At 74.0% G+C, this 16346-nt stretch carries 5 protein-coding genes; all 5 read right to left on the bottom strand.

The features are described from left to right. Positions 1–123: 123 nt before the first annotated feature. Positions 124–1350 (bottom strand): cytochrome P450, encoded by a 1227-nt coding sequence (locus AB0H32_RS18395; protein ID WP_361121106.1) that lies wholly within the window; start codon positions 1348–1350, stop codon positions 124–126. Between the two features lie 9 nt (positions 1351–1359). After that, positions 1360–2130: an SDR family oxidoreductase gene (locus tag AB0H32_RS18390; RefSeq protein ID WP_361121103.1), complete on the bottom strand. Its 771-nt coding sequence runs from the start codon at positions 2128–2130 to the stop codon at positions 1360–1362. Between the two features lie 72 nt (positions 2131–2202). Further along, positions 2203–3261 (bottom strand): guanitoxin biosynthesis L-enduracididine beta-hydroxylase GntD, encoded by a 1059-nt coding sequence (gene gntD, locus AB0H32_RS18385; RefSeq protein WP_361121100.1) that lies wholly within the window; start codon positions 3259–3261, stop codon positions 2203–2205. A 129-nt stretch (positions 3262–3390) separates the two neighbouring features. Beyond that, positions 3391–9804: an amino acid adenylation domain-containing protein gene (locus AB0H32_RS18380; RefSeq protein WP_361121098.1), complete on the bottom strand. Its 6414-nt coding sequence runs from the start codon at positions 9802–9804 to the stop codon at positions 3391–3393. Then, positions 9801–16217 carry an amino acid adenylation domain-containing protein gene (locus AB0H32_RS18375; protein WP_361121095.1) on the bottom strand — a complete coding sequence of 2139 codons (6417 nt, stop codon included), beginning with the start codon at positions 16215–16217 and terminating at the stop codon, positions 9801–9803. Before AB0H32_RS18375 ends, AB0H32_RS18380 begins: the two co-directional genes overlap by 4 nt. Between the last annotated feature and the right edge of the window lie 129 nt (positions 16218–16346).

Below are 16346 nucleotides of genomic sequence, written 5' to 3'. Positions count from 1 at the left end.
CCGCTGGGCCCGCCCCGCCGTGCGGCGCACCCGGGCCCGCCCGCGCCGGCCGGGGGGCCGGGGGGCCGTGGGGGCGGCGCGGGGGGGCCCCCCGCCCGGGGCCCCCCTCATGTCCGGCCGGGGTCAGGCGGGCACCAGCGTGACCGGCATCGTCGCGTAGCCGTTCAGGAAGTTGGAGTACACCCGGCGCGGGGTGCCGGCCGGCCGTATCTCCACCACCAGCTCCTTGAGCGCCTCCAGCATCGCCGCGATCTCCGCCTTCGCCAGATGCGAGCCCAGACAGAAGTGGGGTCCGTGGGCGAAGGTCAGGTGCTTGTTCGGGTCGCGGTCCGGCAGGAACCGATCGGGCTCGTCGAAGGCCGCCTCGTCCCGGTTGGCGGAGGCGTTCCACAGCGTGACCATGTCCCCGGCCTCGATCAGACGGCCGTGCAACAGCAGATCGTCGGTGGCCCGCCGGCCGCTGTGCAGGGTGGGCGTGGTCCAGCGCAGGATCTCCTCGACCGCGGTGTCGGTGCGGATCTCACCGGCCCGCAGCGCCTTCCACAGCTGCGGGTGATGGGCGAAGGCGTGCACCCCGCCGAGCATGGCGAGCCTGGTCGTCTCCAGACCGCCGATGATGATGCTGTAGACGTTGAGGACGACCTCTTCCCGGGTGAGCCTGCGGTCCCCGGCGGTCTCCTCGATCAGCAGGCTGACGACGTCGTCGCCGAGCGCCCCGTCGCGCGCCGCGGCCAGTTCGGAGATGAACAGCAGCAGGTCGTTGCGGGCGAGCCAGGTGCTCTCCGGGGTGGGCGGCCCGTCGACCGCGGCTAGGGTGCCGGAGGTCATCGGGATCAGCCCACGGCGGTCGGCCTCCGGAACACCCAGCAGGTCGCAGATGGCCGCGAGCGGGATGTGCGCCGCCACGTCCGCGCCGAAGTCGCACACCGGGTGCCCGGTCGCGTCGGCGACGAGCCGGCGGGTGCCGCGCCGCACGCTGTCCAGGACCGGGCCGAGCGCGCGGGGCGTGAACGGTTTGGTGATCATCGTGCGCAGTGCCGTGTGGTCCGGGCCGTCGGTGACCGTGAGCATCCGGCCGACCGCCGAGTCGCTGCCGCTCAGCAGCGTGTCCAGCATGTTGCCGTGCGCGGAGGTGAACGAGGCGTTGTCCCGGTAGAGGGTGGCGATGTCGTCCCGGCGGGTGATCACCCAGAATCCCTCGCCGCGCTCCGTGGCGCGGTGCCGGTACACCGGCTCCTCGGTACGCAGATACCGCCAGACCTCGGTGAGGTCCCGGGTGGCGTGCAGCACCGGGTCGGCCAGGTCGAGGGCGTCCAGGTCGTTCGGGTCGTACACAGGACGGTTGTCCATGGGGGCCTTTCAGATGTCTCGGCGCCGGGGCGCGGTCGGGCCGGGGAAGAACGCGGTCGTGGCGCCGGCCGTCTCGCCGCCGTCGACCACGAACTCCTGGCCGGTGACGAAGGACGCCTGGTCAGAGGCGAGAAAGTGGAAGAGCGCGGCGATCTCCCCGGGGTCGGCGTGGCGGCGCGCCGGGATGCGCTCCTCGACCTCGGCGAGCATCTCGTCGGTGTACTCGCGCCGCTGCATCGGCGTCAGCACCGCGCCCGGGGTGACGCACGCGGTCCGCACCAGCGGGCTGAGCTCCATGGCGAAGGTCTGGCACAGCGAGGCGACCGCGGCCTTGGTCGCGTTGTAGGGGGCGTAGAGCGGGTAGCCGCGGGAGCCGTTGACGGAAGCGGTGGCCAGCAGCACCCCGTGCCCCTGCTCCAGCATGTACGGGGCCGCGTGCCGCCACAGGGCGAGGACGCCGAGCAGGTTGACGTCGACGGTGCGCCGCACGTCGGCCTCGGTCAGCTCCAGCACGCCGCAGCGGGTGCTGATGCCGGCGTTGGCGATGACCACGTCGAGACGTCCGCGGTCGGCGTGCACGGCGCGGACCGCCTCGCCGACCGCCTCCCAGTCGGCCACGTCGACCTTCAGATGGCTCACGGTGCCGGGGTGGCCGGTGCCGGGTGAGCCGTCGGGCTCGGTGATGTCCAGGTTCACCACGTGGTCGCCGGATGCGGCGAACCGTTCCGCGGTGGCTCGTCCGATGCCGCTGGAGGCGCCGGAGATGACAACGGTGCGCAAGGGTTCAGCCTTTCAGGGTGGCGGCCCGGCCCCGGAACGGTTCCGGGCCGGGCATGGACGCCTGATACGGGGTCAGACGATGACGCGGCGCAGGTCGCTGCGGTAGCCGGCGATGCCGCGGCGCAGATTGCGGCTGACGGTGAGCTTCTTCAGCCAGCGGTCGGCGCCGTCGAAGCGGGCCCGGAAGGCGCGACGACCGTGCGCGGCCCGGTAGTTGTCGACGACGAGCAGGCTGCCGGGGCCGACGACGATCTCCTGCTGCACCCGGGTCAGTTCCGCCATCAGCCGGTCCAGGGCGGCGGCGGCCTCCGGGTCGTCGCCGACGCACCGCATGAACGGACGGTCGATCCGCAGGTACGGCGCCAGGACGTCGCCGAACAGGACGCTGACCGGGGCCGGGGCGCTCTCCATGCGGCGCAGTCTGCCCAGCGCCGGGTGATCGGGATCGCTGGTGGCCAGCTGCCGGATGTGCTCGGTGTCGGGCAGGATGTGGTAGCGCTCCTGGGACAGGATCGCGCGGTCCTGCTCGTCCAGCTGCACGTCCCGCACCGAGGCGACGATGGTCGGCACCGCGTCCGGGTTGCGCAGGCCGAGCAGCATCAGATAGTCGCAGCGGTGCGGGTGGAAGCCGTCCTCGGTGTGGAACTCCAGCAGTGCTTCGCTGCCGTAGCCGCTCTGCCGGTCCTCCTCGCCGCGGATGGGGAGCACGTTCTGCACGATGCTGCCCTCCTGGAGGGTGGCCCAGCCGAACGGGTCGCCGAGCACCAGCCCGCACAGGGCCAGCATGGTCTCCTGTCCCCGGGCGGACCTGCCCGCGATGGCGTCGAGCCAGTGGTCCGGGGTGGGGCCTATCTCCGCGTCGTCGACGGGAAGGCCGTGCACCAGGCACGCGGTGGCCGGTTCCCGGTGACGGAACTCCTGGAAGAAGGCGCGCAGCCCGGTGGGCAGCAGGTCGTCGTGGCGCCAGACCTGCTCGTAGAACTCCTCCTCCAGGGGGGTGCCGAAGCTCTCCACGGCCCAGCGGGCCCTCTCGGCGAATTCGGCGGCCTCCTGCGGGCTCAGGGTGTACTCCAGCGGCCGGTCTCCGACCGGTCCGAAAGCGGTGGCGGTGGACGGTGATGCAAGGGTCATGACGTTCCTTGGCGCTGCTCGGGACCTTTCGGCCGGGTCGGGCGGTGGTCCTGTGCCTCCTGCGGGCAGGCGGCGGACGGGGTCACGAACGGAGCGCCGAGCAGGGTCTCGGCGTGGTTCTCCGCCCGGTCAGGAACCCTCGGTGAACCGGCCGATCAGCTCGTCCAGTTCGGCGTCGTCGAGGGAGATGTGGGCCGCGTCCGCGTCGTCCGCGGGCTGCGGTGCCGCCTCGGCGGCCACGGCGGCCAGTCGGGCGACGGACTTGTGTGTGAACACGTCCCGCGGGGAGATGTCCAGGCCGGCCTCGCGGGCGGCGGTCACCAGCTTGATCGACATGATCGAGTCGCCGCCGAGCTCGAAGAAGCTGTCGTCGACACCGACCTCGTCGAGCTGCAGCACCTCGGCGAACAGCCGGCCCAGCAGCTCCTCGCGCGGGGTGCGCGGGGTGCGGCTGCCCTCGGCCGGCGCGAAGCCGGGCGCGGGCAGCGCGTCACGGTCCAGCTTGCCGTGCGGCGTGGTGGGCACCTCGTCGATCGCGACCACCGCCGCGGGCACCATGTACTCCGGCAGCAGCGCCGCGACCCGCTCGCGCAGCGCCGCCGGGTCGACGCCCTCGGACCCCGCGGCCACCACGTAGGCGATCAGCCGGCGCACTCCCGGGGTGTCCTCGCGCAGCAGCACGACGGCGTGGCGCACGCTCGGGTCCCCGGTCAGTACGGCCTCGATCTCGCCCGGCTCGATACGGAAGCCACGCAGCTTCACCTGGTCGTCCGCGCGCCGCACATAGTCGAGACGGCCGTCGGGCAGCCACTGCGCGATGTCGCCGGTGCGGTACATCCGTACGCCCGCCTCCCCGAACGGGTCGGCGACGTAGCGGCTCGCCGTGAGGCCGGGCCGGTGCAGATAGCCGCGGGCCAGACCGGCACCGGAGATGTACACCTCCCCGGGGACTCCCGCGGGAAGCGGGCGCAGGCAGTGGTCGAGGACCCGGATGCGGGCGCCGACAACGGGCCGCCCGATCGACGGGGCGGACTCGGCCGGCAGCGGGCCGTCGACCGTGGCGATGATCGTCGTCTCGGTCGGGCCGTAGATGTTCAGCATGCGGCGGCCCGGGGCCCAGCGGGCGACCAGCTCGGGCGGGAGGACCTCGCCGCCGGTGACCACGGTGACGTCCGGGGGGAGGCTGCCGTCCGGCATGGCCGCCAGCGACGACGGCGGCAGGGTCATGCAGTGCACCCCCGTGCGCGCCACCCAGTCGGCCAGGGGCCGGCCGGGCAGCATTTCCTCGAAGCTGCCGACGACCACGCAGGAGCCGCTCAGCAGGGCCGTGTTCAGCTCGCCCATCGCCCCGTCGAAGCTGGGCGAGGCGAACCACAGCACGCGCCGGTGGGGCCCGAGGTCCAGGTGCCGCCGCTGAGTGGCCAGGAACGAGGCCAGCCCGCCGTGGGTGACGAGCACCCCCTTGGGACGGCCGGTGGAGCCGGAGGTGTAGATGACGTACGCGCCGCACTGCGGCGACAGCGGCCCCGGCCGTTCGGCGTCGGTGACGTCACCGGCGGCGGTGTCCGCCGGTACCACCAGCCGGTCGGTGGTCACCACCCGGTCGCGCAGGTTATCGGGGATCTTCTCCAGGTCCTCCGGCTCGGCCAGGATCAGGTGCGGCCGGGCGTCGGAGAGCATGAACGCGATCCGCTCGGCCGGATAGCCGGTGTCGACCGGCATGTGCACCGCGCCGCTCTTCCAGACCGCCAGGATGGTTGTCACCAGGCGCGCGGAGCGGGGCAGCAGCACGGCGACGATCCGCTCCGGGCCCGCGCCCAGGCCCAGCAGCACCCGGGCCAGCCGGTTGGCCCGGGCGTCGAGTGCGGCGTAGTCCAGTTCCTCGCTCCCGGTGAGGACGGCGGGTGCGTCGGGGTGCTCGGCGACCCGCTCCGCGAACATCTCGGGAATGGTGCGCGGCGCTTCGGCGGGAGCGGTCGCGGCCCAGGTGTCCAGGACGGTGCGGCGGGTCGGGGCGCTGAGCAGGTCGAGGCCGCCGACGGGGAGTTCCGGGCTCGCCGTGAACGTCTCGGCCACCCGCAGCACCGACGCCAGCAGGTCCTCCGCCGCCGCCTCGGTGTACAGGTCGGTGCGGTAGTGCAGCGTGACGTTCAGCGCGCTGCCGGGGCGGACCAGCAGCCGCAGCGGGTAGTGCGCGGTGCCGGGCGCGGAGGCGTCCCGCAGCGCGACCCCCAGTCCCGGAACCCGGCGCTGCACGTCCTCGTGGAGGCCGCCCGCGTCCTCGAAGCCCACGATGGTGTCGAACAGGTCCCCGAGACCGGTCGCCCGCTGGATCTCCGGCAGACCGAGGTGGTGATGGGCGATCAGCTCGGACTGCTCGCTCTGCCATCGGGCCAGTGCGGCGGACAGCGGCTCGGCCGGGTCGAGCACCGCCCGGCACGGCACGGTGTTCATCAGCAGCCCGATGGCACGCTCCACGCCCGCCGGCCCGCTCGCCCGCCCGGACACCGACGTGCCGAACACCACGTCGCCGCGTCCGGTCAGCCGCTCGAGGGCGATGGCCCACGCGCCGTTGAACAGGGTGTTCACGGTGATCCCGGCGGCCCGGGCCGCCGCACCGACACGGTCCGTGGCCGCCGGGTCCAGTGTCCGGGTGACGGTGCCCTGGGCGACGGACACGGACAGGTCGGCGTACGGCGCGACCAGGGTGGGTTCGGCCAGCCCGTCGAGCGCCTTGGACCAGGCCTGTTCGGCCGCCACCCGGTCTCGGCCGGTCAGCCCGGCCAGGAATGTACGGAACGGCACCGCGGGCGGCAGCCCGTCCGTCGAGCCGCCGTGCGCGTAGGCGTCGAACAGCTCGCCGTACAGCAGCGGCAGCGACCAGCCGTCCAGCAGCAGGTGATGGTCCGTCACCACCAGCAGATGGCGCCGCTCGGCCAGCCGGACCAGCAGCACCCGCAGCAGCGGGGCGTCCGCCGCGGCGAAGGGACGGTCGTGCTCCTCGGCCAGCAGCTCCTCGATGCGGGCCTGCTGCCGCTCGGGGTCCAGACCGGCGACGGAGCACTCGCGCCACGGCGTCTCGGCCCGCTCGGCGATCACCTGTACGGTGCGCCCGGAGGCCAGGCGCACGAACCGTGCCCGGAGGTTGGCGTGCCGTACCAGCAACGCGTCGAACGCGGACCGCAGCACGGAGGGGGAGAGATCCCCGGTCAGCTCCAGGGCCTGCTGGGTGATGTACGGGTCGACGCCGTCGGGCGCGAGCAGCGCGTGGAAACTCATGCCCTGCTGGAGTGGCGTAAGCGGCCATACGTCGACGGCGTCCGGGTGTGCGGCCTTCAGCTCCGCGGCTTCCTGCTCGGTCAGTTCGAGCAGCGGCCCGTCCGGCACCTGTTCGGCGGGCGCGGCGGGCCGGCCGGCGCAGGCCTCGGCCAGCGCGGCCACGGTGCCGTGGGCGAACAGGTCCCGGGGGCTGATCCCGAGACCGGCCCGCCGTGCCAGCGCGGACAGTCGCATCGCCAGCAGCGAGTCGCCGCCCAGCTGGAAGAAGTTGTCGTGCACCCCGGCCGCATCCAGGCCGAGCACCTCGGCGAACAGCGCGCACAGCTGCTCCTCGGTGGCGTCGCGCGGCCCGGAGGAGCCGTCGGCGGCGAAGCGCATCGCGGGCAGCGCACGCTTGTCGACCTTGCCGTTGACGGTGACCGGCAGCTCGGCCAGCTCCACCACCGCGGCCGGCACCATGTAGCCGGGCAGCGCACCGGCGACCCGGGCGCGCAGCGCGGCGGGCTCCGGCGCGGCACCGGGCGCGGCGACGACGTAGGCGACCAGCAGGGGGGAGCCGGGGCGGTCCTCGCGCGCCACGGCCACGGCGTGCTGCACGGCCGGGTCGGCAGTCAGCACCGCCTCGATCTCCGCCGGTTCGACGCGGAAGCCGCGGATCTTGATCTGGTCGTCGGCCCGGCCGAGGAAGCCGAGCGTGCCGTCCGCCTCCCGCCGGACCCGGTCGCCGGTGCGGTACATCCGCGCACCGGACGGGCCGAAGGGATCGGCGACGAACCGCTCCGCGGTCGGCGCGCTGCGCCCCAGGTAGCCGCGGGCCAGCCCGGCGCCGGCCAGGTACAGCTCGCCGGCCACCCCGGGCGGCACCGGCCGCAGGAAGGCGTCCAGCACATAGGCGCGCAGGTTGTCGGCGGGATCGCCGATCACCGGCCGGGCATGGTCGGCGACCCGGGCGTACATCGCGTCGACGGTGCATTCGGCGGGCCCGTACAGGTTGTACGCGGACACCCCGTCGGCGGTGCGCAGTTCGTCCCACAGCGACTGGTCGACGGCCTCTCCGCCCAGGGCGAGGACCCGGACGGGCGACGTGCCCCGCAGCAGGCCCTCGCCGATGAGCTGGCGGGCGAAGCTCGGTGTGGTGTCGAGCACGTCGATGCCGTGCTCGGCGACATGGCCGAGCAGCTCCTGCGGATCGGTGCGCAGCCGGTCCTCGATCAGGTGCAGTTCATGCCCGGCGACCATCCACAGGAGCTGGCTGAACGAGGCGTCGAAGACCAGCGAGTTGGTCAGGGCCGCACGCAGCGGCCGTCCCGCGGCGGCGGCCTCCGGCTCGAACAGGTGGGTCCGGTGGCTGTGGAACATGTTGGCCAGGGACCGGTGTGTCACGGCGACGCCCTTGGGACGTCCCGTGGAGCCCGAGGTGTACACCGCGTAGGCCAGGGAGTCGGGGTGCAGGGGGGCGTTGCGGTCGGCGTCGGTGAGGCCGGTGCCGCTGTGCTCCGCCGCAACCGCGTCGAGCAGCAGCTGCGGGGGGCCTGCCGGCAGCCGGCCGGCCACGTCCCGCATGGTGATCACCAGCAGCGGCTCCAGCTCGGTGAACACGGCGGAGATCCGCTCCGCGGGCTGCTCGAGATCCACCGGCACGTACACCGCCCCGGACTTCAGGATCGCCAGCAGCGCCACCACGGCTTCGGTGCACCGCGGCAGCGTCATGGCGAGGGCCCGTTCGGGTCCGGCGCCGAGTTCGATCAGCCGGCGGGCCAGCCGGTTGGCGTCCGTGTCGAGTTCGGCGAAGCTCAGGCTCCGGCCACCGCAGACGACCGCCGTGGCGTTCGGTGTGCGGGCGGCCTGTGCCTCGAACAGCTCGACCAGCGTGCCCGGCGGCGCGGGCCGCGGGCCCGGGGTACGCAGCGCCGGCAGCCGCTCCTCCTCGGTGAGCAGCGGCAGCCGGCCGACCGGTGTGTCGGGGTCCGCCACGAACTCTTCCAACTGCAGACGCAGCCGCTCCAGAAGAAGGCGGGCCTGCTCCGGCGGGTACAGGTCGGCGCGGTGGTTGAGCTCGAAAACCAGGGGCGGGCCCGGGAACACGGCGAGGCTGAGCGGGTAGTGGGTGCCTTCGGGCGCTTCCTCCAGGGCGTCGGGGGCCAGCGCGATCCGCAGCCCGGCGACCTCGGCGCCGCGGGCGGAATCCGGCAGCGGGTAGTTCTCGAAGGCGATCGTGGTGTCGAAGAGGCTGTCGTGCCCGCTGAGCCGGTGGATGTCGGCGAGCCCGAGCCAGGCGTGCTCGGCCAGCACCGCCTGCTCGTCCTGGATGCGCTCCAGCAGCCGGCCGAGGGGTTCCGCCGGGTCGATGCGGACCCGGACCGGCACGGTGTTGATGAGCAGACCCACGATGCGCTCCACGCCCGGGACGGCCTCGGGGCGGTCGGCCACCGTCGCGCCGAAGACCACGTCGTCGCGCCCGCTGAGCAGGGCGAGCAGCTGCGACCAGGCGCCCTGCACCACCGTGTTGAGGGTGAGGTTGCGCTGCCGGGCGGTCTCGCCCAGTGCCCGGGACAGTTCTGCGGACAGCTCCAGGCGGACCCGGCGCTGCGGTGCCCGGCTGCCCGCGGCGTCGGCGCCGTGCCCGAGCAGCGTCGGCCCGTCCAGGCCGGCCAGCACGTCGGCCCAGGCAGCCGCGGAGGCGTCGCGGTCCCGGGTGCCCAGCCATCCCAGGTAGTCGCCGACGGAGGCGGCGGGCTCCAGGGAACCGGCGTCGCCCCCGTGCTGCAGGATCCGGAACAGGTCCTGGACCACCACGGGCATCGACCACCCGTCCAGCAGGATGTGGTGGTTGGTCAGCACCAGGACGTGCCGGTCGGCGCCGAGGGCGTACAGCGTGAACCGCAGCAGCGGCGGGCGGGTCATGGTGAAGCGGCGCAGCCGGTCCTCGGTGACCAGCCGCCGCAGCCGGACCCGCTGTTCGTCGGGCCCGAACTCGCTCAGGTCGATCTGCTGCCAGGGCAGCTCCACCCGGGCGGCGACCGCCTGGAAGGGGTCGCCGGAGCGGCGCTGGAGGAAGCCGAGGCGCAGCGCGGGATGCCGGGCGACGACCTGCTCGCAGGCTCGGCGCAGCGCCGCCGGGTCGAGCGGGCCGGTCAGCTCGATGGGCAGCTGCATGTTGTAGTGGTCGACGCTGTCCTGGTCGCCGTCGTACAGCGCGTGGAAGAGCATGCCCTCCTGCAGGGGCGTCAACGGCCAGATCGCCTCGAACGAGGTCGGCTTCATTTTCCTGTCTCCCATTGCGCTTCGAGTTCGGCGATCTCGTCGGCGTCCAGTTCCAGCTGCGGCGCCGCCGGGGGGATGGGGTCGCCCGGGGCGGGGTCCACCTCGGTGGCGGCCTCGGCCAGGGCGGCGACGGTGCGGTGCCGGAAGACGTCCCGCGGGGTGAGCGCCAGTCCGGTGGGCCGGGCGCGGCCGGCCAGGCGGATGGAGGTGATGGAGTCGCCTCCGAGTTCGAAGAAGTTGTCGTCGACACCGACCTGCTCCACGCCGAGCACCTCGGCGAACAGCCGGCACAGCACCCGCTCGCGCTCGGTGCGCGGGGCACGGCGCTCGCGGGGGGCCACGGTGGGGGCGGGCAGCGCCCGCCGGTCGAGCTTGCCGTTGGGGGTGAGCGGCAGGGCGGGCAGCGGTACGACGGCGGACGGGACCATGTAGTCGGGGAGCCGGGCGGCGGCCTGCTGCCGTACGGCGTCCGGGTAGAGGGGCCTGCCGGGCTCGGGCACCGCGTACGCCACGATCTGCACGGCGCCCAGGGAGTCCTCGCGGACCACGGTCGCCACCTGCCGGACGCCCTCGACGGCGCCCAGCACCGAGTCGATCTCGCCCAGTTCGATGCGGTGGCCGCGGATCTTCACCTGGTGGTCCGCGCGCTCCAGGTAGCGCAGGGCGCCGTCCGGCCGGCGCATGCCCAGGTCGCCGGTGCGGTACATGCGGGTACCGGGCGGGCCGTACGGATCGGGCACGAACCGCTCCGCCGTCAGCACCGGGCGCCGGGCGTAGCCGTGGGCCACCCCGTGACCGGCGATGTAGATCTCGCCGGGCATCCCGGGCGGCACCGGGCGCAGTGCGCCGTCCAGCACGTACACCCTGAGGTTGTCCGCCGGGTTGCCCGCCGGGACGTCACCGGTCGTGCCGTCCGGGTCCGCATGCCAGGACGTGGTGTAGATGGACACCTCGGTCGGGCCGTACAGGTTGTGCAGGGCGGCGTCGCAGGTCTTGCGGAACCGCTCCGCGAGCCCGGTGGTCATGGCCTCGCCCCCGCAGAAGACCTGCCGCAGGCTGCCGCACTCGCCCGCGCCGGGCTCCAGCAGGAACAGCTCCAGCGTGGAGGGCACGAACTGCGCGGTGTGGATGCGTTCGGTGCGGATCAGCTCGGGCAGATAGCCGGGCTGCTGGTCGGCCTCGGGCACGGCGATGACCACCGTTCCGCCGGTGTGCAGCGGCCAGAAGATCTCCCACACGGACGGGTCGAAGCTGACCGAGGTGCGCTGCAGCACCCGGTCGCCGGGGGCCAGCGGGAACCGCCGCTGCTTCCACTGCAGATAGTTCACGATGCCGCGGTGGGCGACGACGATGCCCTTGGGCCGGCCGGTGGACCCCGAGGTGAAGATGACGTAGGCGGGGTGGACCGGATCGGTGGCGTGGTCCGGGGCCGCCCCGGTGACCCGTTGCTCCATCAGGCCGGCGAAAGTGCGGGGGTCGAGGGTGAGCGTCGGCCGGGCGTCCTCGGCCATGGTCCGGATGCGCTCGGCCGGGTAGCCGGGGTCGAGGGGAAGGTAGGCCGCTCCGGTGCGCAGCACCGCGAGGAGGGCGGTCACCAGCTCCACCGAGCGGGGCAGCGCCACGGCCACGACGTGCCCGGGGCCGATTCCGCGGTCGGCGAGCGCCGCCGCCAGCCGTCCCGACAGCCGGTCGAGTTCCTGGTAGTCGACCCGGCGCTCGCCGCACACCACGGCCTCGGCCGTGGGGGTCCGGCGCACCTGTGCCCTGAACAGCCCGTGCAGCGTGCCGGGCGGGTGCTCCACCGCGGTGGTGTTGTGGCCGTGCACCAGGGTGTCGCGCTCGTCGGCCGCCAGCAGTTCGACGCGGCCCAGGAGCGTGCCGGGATCGTCCGCGAACGCGGTGAGACAGCGTTCCAGCCGGTCCAGCAGCGTCTGTGCCTGCGCGGCGGTGAACACGTCCGCGCGGTGGGTCAGCTCCAGCCGCAGGCGCGGCCCGGGACGGACGATCAGGCTGAGCGGGTAGTGGGTCACACCGGTGCGGTCCGCCTCGCCGACCGCGACCCGCAGCTCGGGCACGGGGCGGCGGATGGCGTCCCGGTCGACGGGCGCGTTCTCGAACACCAGGGTGGTGTCGAAGAGTTCGCCGATGCCGACGGCGCGCTGCACCTCCGGCAGTCCCAGGTGATGGTGCGGGCCGAGCGCGGCCTGTTCGTCCTGTGCCTGCCGCAGTTGGTCGGCCAGTGTGCGGTCCGGGGCCGGGCGCAGTCGCACCGGAACCGTGTTCATCACCAGCCCCACCAGGTCCTGGACCCCGGCCAGGTGCGGCGGGCGGGCCGACACGGAGGTGCCGAACAGGACGTCGTCGCGGCCGGTGAGCTGGGCCAGCAACGCCGCCCAGGCCCCCTGGAACACGGTGTTGACGGTCAGGCCCGTCGCCCGGGCGGCGCGGCCGAGCGCGCCGGTCAGCTCCGCGGAGAGGCTGCGCACGGTCAGCGCGGGCATGGCGGTGGACGGCTGTGCCCCGGGCGCCACGAGACAGGGCTGCTCGACGCCGTCCAGCGCGCGCCGCCAGGCGTCGGCCGCGGCCTGCCGGGGCTGCCGGTCCAGCCAGCGCAGATAGCGCGCGAAGGACACCGGCCGCGGCAGCCGGGGACCGTCCCCGCCGTAGCAGGCGAACAGATCCCGCAGCATGAGGGAGACGGACCAGCCGTCGAACAGGACGTGATGACTGCTGAACACCAGCAGGTGCCGTTCGTCGCCGGTGCTGACGGCCGTGAACCTCAGCAGCGGTGGCACCGCCAGGTCGAATCGTGTCGCCTTGTCGGCCTCCAGGATCTGCTCGATCCATGCCTGCTGCGCGGCCCCGGACATGCCGCGCAGATCGTGCTCGGCCCACGGGACCGTCACCTGTCCGGCCAGGCGCTGCCGGGCCTCCCCGGCCTCGTCGGGCCCGAAGCAGGCGCGCAGGGCGTCGTGCCGGGCGACCGTCGCCTCGCACGCCGCCCGCAGCCGGGGCAGGGACACGGGCCCGGTGAGTTCGAGCACCTGCTGCCCGATGTACGGGTCGGCGTCCAGGCCGTCGGCGTACCCGGAGTGGAAGAGCATGCCCTCCTGGAGCGGGGTCAGCGGCAGGTCACCGACCGGTTCCGTCGTGTCCGTCTCCTCCGGCCCATGCGCCTTCTCCGCCTTCTCCGCCTCCCGCGCCTCCCGTCCGTCCGCCGGCTCCGCACCGGGCAGGTCCGGCAGCAGGGAGAGGTCGCGCCGCGGTGCCTCGCCGCCGTCGGCGACGGCCGCCAGGGTGGCGGCGGTGCGGTAGGTGAGGATGTCCTGCGGGGTCAGATCGAGCCCCGCCCGCACCGCCCGCCCGGCGAGCTGTACGGCGTTGATGGAGTCGCCGCCCAGGTCGAAGAAGCTGTCGTCGGCACCGACCTCGGACGCGCCGAGCACCTCCCGCAGCAGCTCGCACAGCAGCGCCTCGGTGGCGGTCGTCGGTGGCCGGTGGGCGGCGGCGCCGCGGAAGTCCGGGGCGGGCAGCGCGGCCCGGTCGACCTTCCCGTTGGAGGTGAGCGGGAGGTCGTCCAGGACGACGACGGCGGCCGGCACCATGTACTCCGGCAGCGTTCGGCCGACCCAGGCGCGCAGCACGGCCGGATCCACGCTCGCGTCCGCGGCGGGCACCACGTAGGCAACCAGGCGCCGTCCGCCCGAGGCCCCCTCGTGGACGGTCACGGCGGCGTGCTCGACCGCGGGGGCGGCGGCCAGCCGTGCCTCGACCTCGCCGAGTTCGACACGGAACCCGCGGACCTTCACCTGGTGGTCGGCGCGGCCGGCGAAGTGGAGCAGGCCGTCGTGCCCCCAGCGGCCGGTGTCGCCGGTGCGGTACATCCGGGCGCCCGGCGGCCCGAACGGGTCGGGTACGAACCGCTGCGCGCTCAGGCCGGGCCGGCCGTGGTAGCCGAGCGACACCCCGGCCCCTGCCAGGTACAGCTCGCCGGTGACGCCGGGCGGTACCGGGCGCAGCAGGTCGTCCAGCACGTACACCCGGGCGTCCCGGATGGGGGTGCCGATCGACGGGGTGCCGGGACCGGACAGCGCCTGCGTCATGGTGGTGAACACGGTGCCCTCGGTGGCGCCGTAGACGTTGTGCAGCCGGCAGCTGCCGCCCCAGCGCCGTACCAGGTCGGGCGGGAGCGGCTCCGCGCCGACGGCGATGATCAGCCCGTCGGGCAGCGAGCCGGGCGGCAGCGCGGCAAGGGCGGAGGGCACCGTGCCCACGCAGCCGACGCGATGCTCGGTGACGAACTGGGCGAGCTGGGGGCCCGGCAGCAGGCCGGGCGGCGCGATGACGGCGCAGCCGCCGGCGGCCAGCCACACGCACAGTTCCCACATCGACGGGTCGAAACTGGGCGAGCTCACCATCAGGACGCGCTCGCCCGGGCGGGGCCGCACCACCTCCGCCTGGGTGGCTGCGAAGGCCGCGAGGCCGGTGTGCGGCACCAGCACGCCCTTGGGGCGCCCGGTGGACCCGGAGGTGTAGATCATGTACGCGGGGTCGCCGGGCGTCGGCCCCGGCAGGCCCGGCACGGTGTCCGGGCTGCCGGGTGCGTCGAGAACCGCCGTCACCGACGCGTCGTCGAGGGCCAGGGCCGGCAGTCCGTCGCGGCTCGGCAGCCCGTCCTGCCCGCTGGTGAGGAGCAGCTGCGGCCGGGAATCGGCGAGCATCGCATCGATCCGGTCCTCGGGGTACCCGGGGTCCACGGGCAGGTACACGGCGCCGGTCCGCATCACCGCGAGCAGCGAGGTGAGGGTGTTCAGACCCCGCGGCAGCGCGACGGCGACGAAGGCGCCGCGCCGCACCCCGCGGTCGGCCAGCAGGCCGGCCAGACGGTCGACGCGGTCGGCCAGTTGCCGGTAGGTGAGGGTGCGGCCGTCGGCCTCCACGGCGGGCGCCTGCGGGCTTCGCGCCACCTGACGGGCGAACATCTCCGCGACGGTGGCCGGTGGCACCGGGGCCGCAGCCGGCTGGACGTCCCACAGCACCCGGGTCCGCTCCGCCGGTGTCGCCGGCTGCAGTCGGGCCAGTGGTGTGTCCGGCGCCGCCGCGGCCAGGTCACGGAGGAACGACGGCAGGCGTACGGCGTGGGCGTCCACGTCCGGCCGGTCGTAGCGAGCCTCGTTCGCCTCCAGGTCGACGGCCTGGCCCGAGCCGTCGGCAGCCGGGTGCAGGATGACCGTGAGGTCGGCGACCGGACCGCCGTTCAGGCTGGTCACCGTGCACGGCCGTCCGCCCAGTGTGGTGCGGTCACCGGTGCTCACGAGGTCGAGCGCCACATGGAACAGCCGGTCGCGAAGGCCGCTCATGCGCAGTTCCCTGCGCAGCGTCTCGTGCGGGAAGCGCTGGTGGGAGAGGAGGCCGGCGAGGGACTTCGAGACCTGCCCGATCAGCTCGCCCAGCGTCATGTCCGGCCGCACCCGGACCCGCAGCGGCAGCTCGTTGGCGAGCATGCCCGGGGTCCGCAGGGCCGCCTCGGTGCGGCGGGCCGTGGCGGGCACGGCGATGACGAGGTCCCGCTGCCCGGTCATCCCGTGCAGATAGGCGGCCACCGCGGCCGCCGCCACCACTGTCCAGCTGGTGCGCAGTCCCCTGCCGAGCCGGACGAGGGCCGCCATGTCGGCCTCGGTCAGCGCGCCCGAGGCGCGCAGGACGTCGCCTTCGCCGTCGGCGGACCGTACGGCCGGGGTGACCGGCTCCGGCCGGTCGGCCAGCTCCTCCAGCCAGTACTGACGGTCGGCCTCGAACTGCCGGGACGCGGTGTACTCGGCCTCCTCGGTGGCCAGGACGGCCACGGGACCGAGCGGCCCGGTGCCCGGCGCGGTGCCGTGGAGCAGCGCGGTGTACAGGTCGTCGACTCGATCGGTGAGGATGGCCAGGCCGGCGGCGTCGACCAGCGCGTGGTGGTAGCAGCTGTACCAGAACCAGTGCTCGTCGTGGAGTTTGAGCAGGACATCCTCGCCCACCGGGCCGCCGCCGAGGTCCATCGGCAGCCGCATGCGCTCCGCGATCCACGCGTGCCCCGCCCGCTCGGGGTCCGCCCGGTCCGACAGATCGACGGTCGAGCAGCTGGTGTTGGGCCCTTCCAGGAACTCCTGGTAGGGGCCGTCGGCGTCCTCGTCCAGGCGGACGTCGAAGACCTGGCACTCCTGCTGGGCCTGTCGGATCGCCCGGTGGAGCAACTCCGGCTCCACGGGGCCGCGGATGTCGAAGCGGCGGGTGAAGTTGTACCTGGGAGAGTGCGGGGAGAACTGCTGGGCGAGCCAGATGGCCCTCGCCGCGCTGGTCAGAGACGTACGCGTACCGGCGGCTTGCCTCCCCGGATGTGGACCCGGCCGAACCTGATCACCTTCCCGGTGCACCCTGGCTCCTCTCCCCCACGCACAGCGCCACGGCAGGGCGGGCGCCCGAGCCATGGCCAGTGCCTCACTGACGGTCTCGCCGCCGATGCTCGCTCGCGGGGGACTGGCCGACCAGGAAACGACCAGGCA

Origin of the sequence: Streptomyces sp. NPDC020362 (assembly GCF_040642095.1) — a bacterium.
Taxonomy (GTDB): domain Bacteria; phylum Actinomycetota; class Actinomycetes; order Streptomycetales; family Streptomycetaceae; genus Streptomyces.
Note: the sequence above shows the minus strand (reverse complement) of the source record. Positions and strands in the feature narration are given on the sequence as shown.

Coding starts and splice junctions, on each gene's coding strand:
- AB0H32_RS18380 (WP_361121098.1), bottom strand. CDS start 9,804: ATGAAGCCGACCTCGTTCGAGGCGATCTGGCCGTTGACGCCCCTGCAG.
- gntD (WP_361121100.1), bottom strand. CDS start 3,261: ATGACCCTTGCATCACCGTCCACCGCCACCGCTTTCGGACCGGTCGGA.
- AB0H32_RS18395 (WP_361121106.1), bottom strand. CDS start 1,350: ATGGACAACCGTCCTGTGTACGACCCGAACGACCTGGACGCCCTCGAC.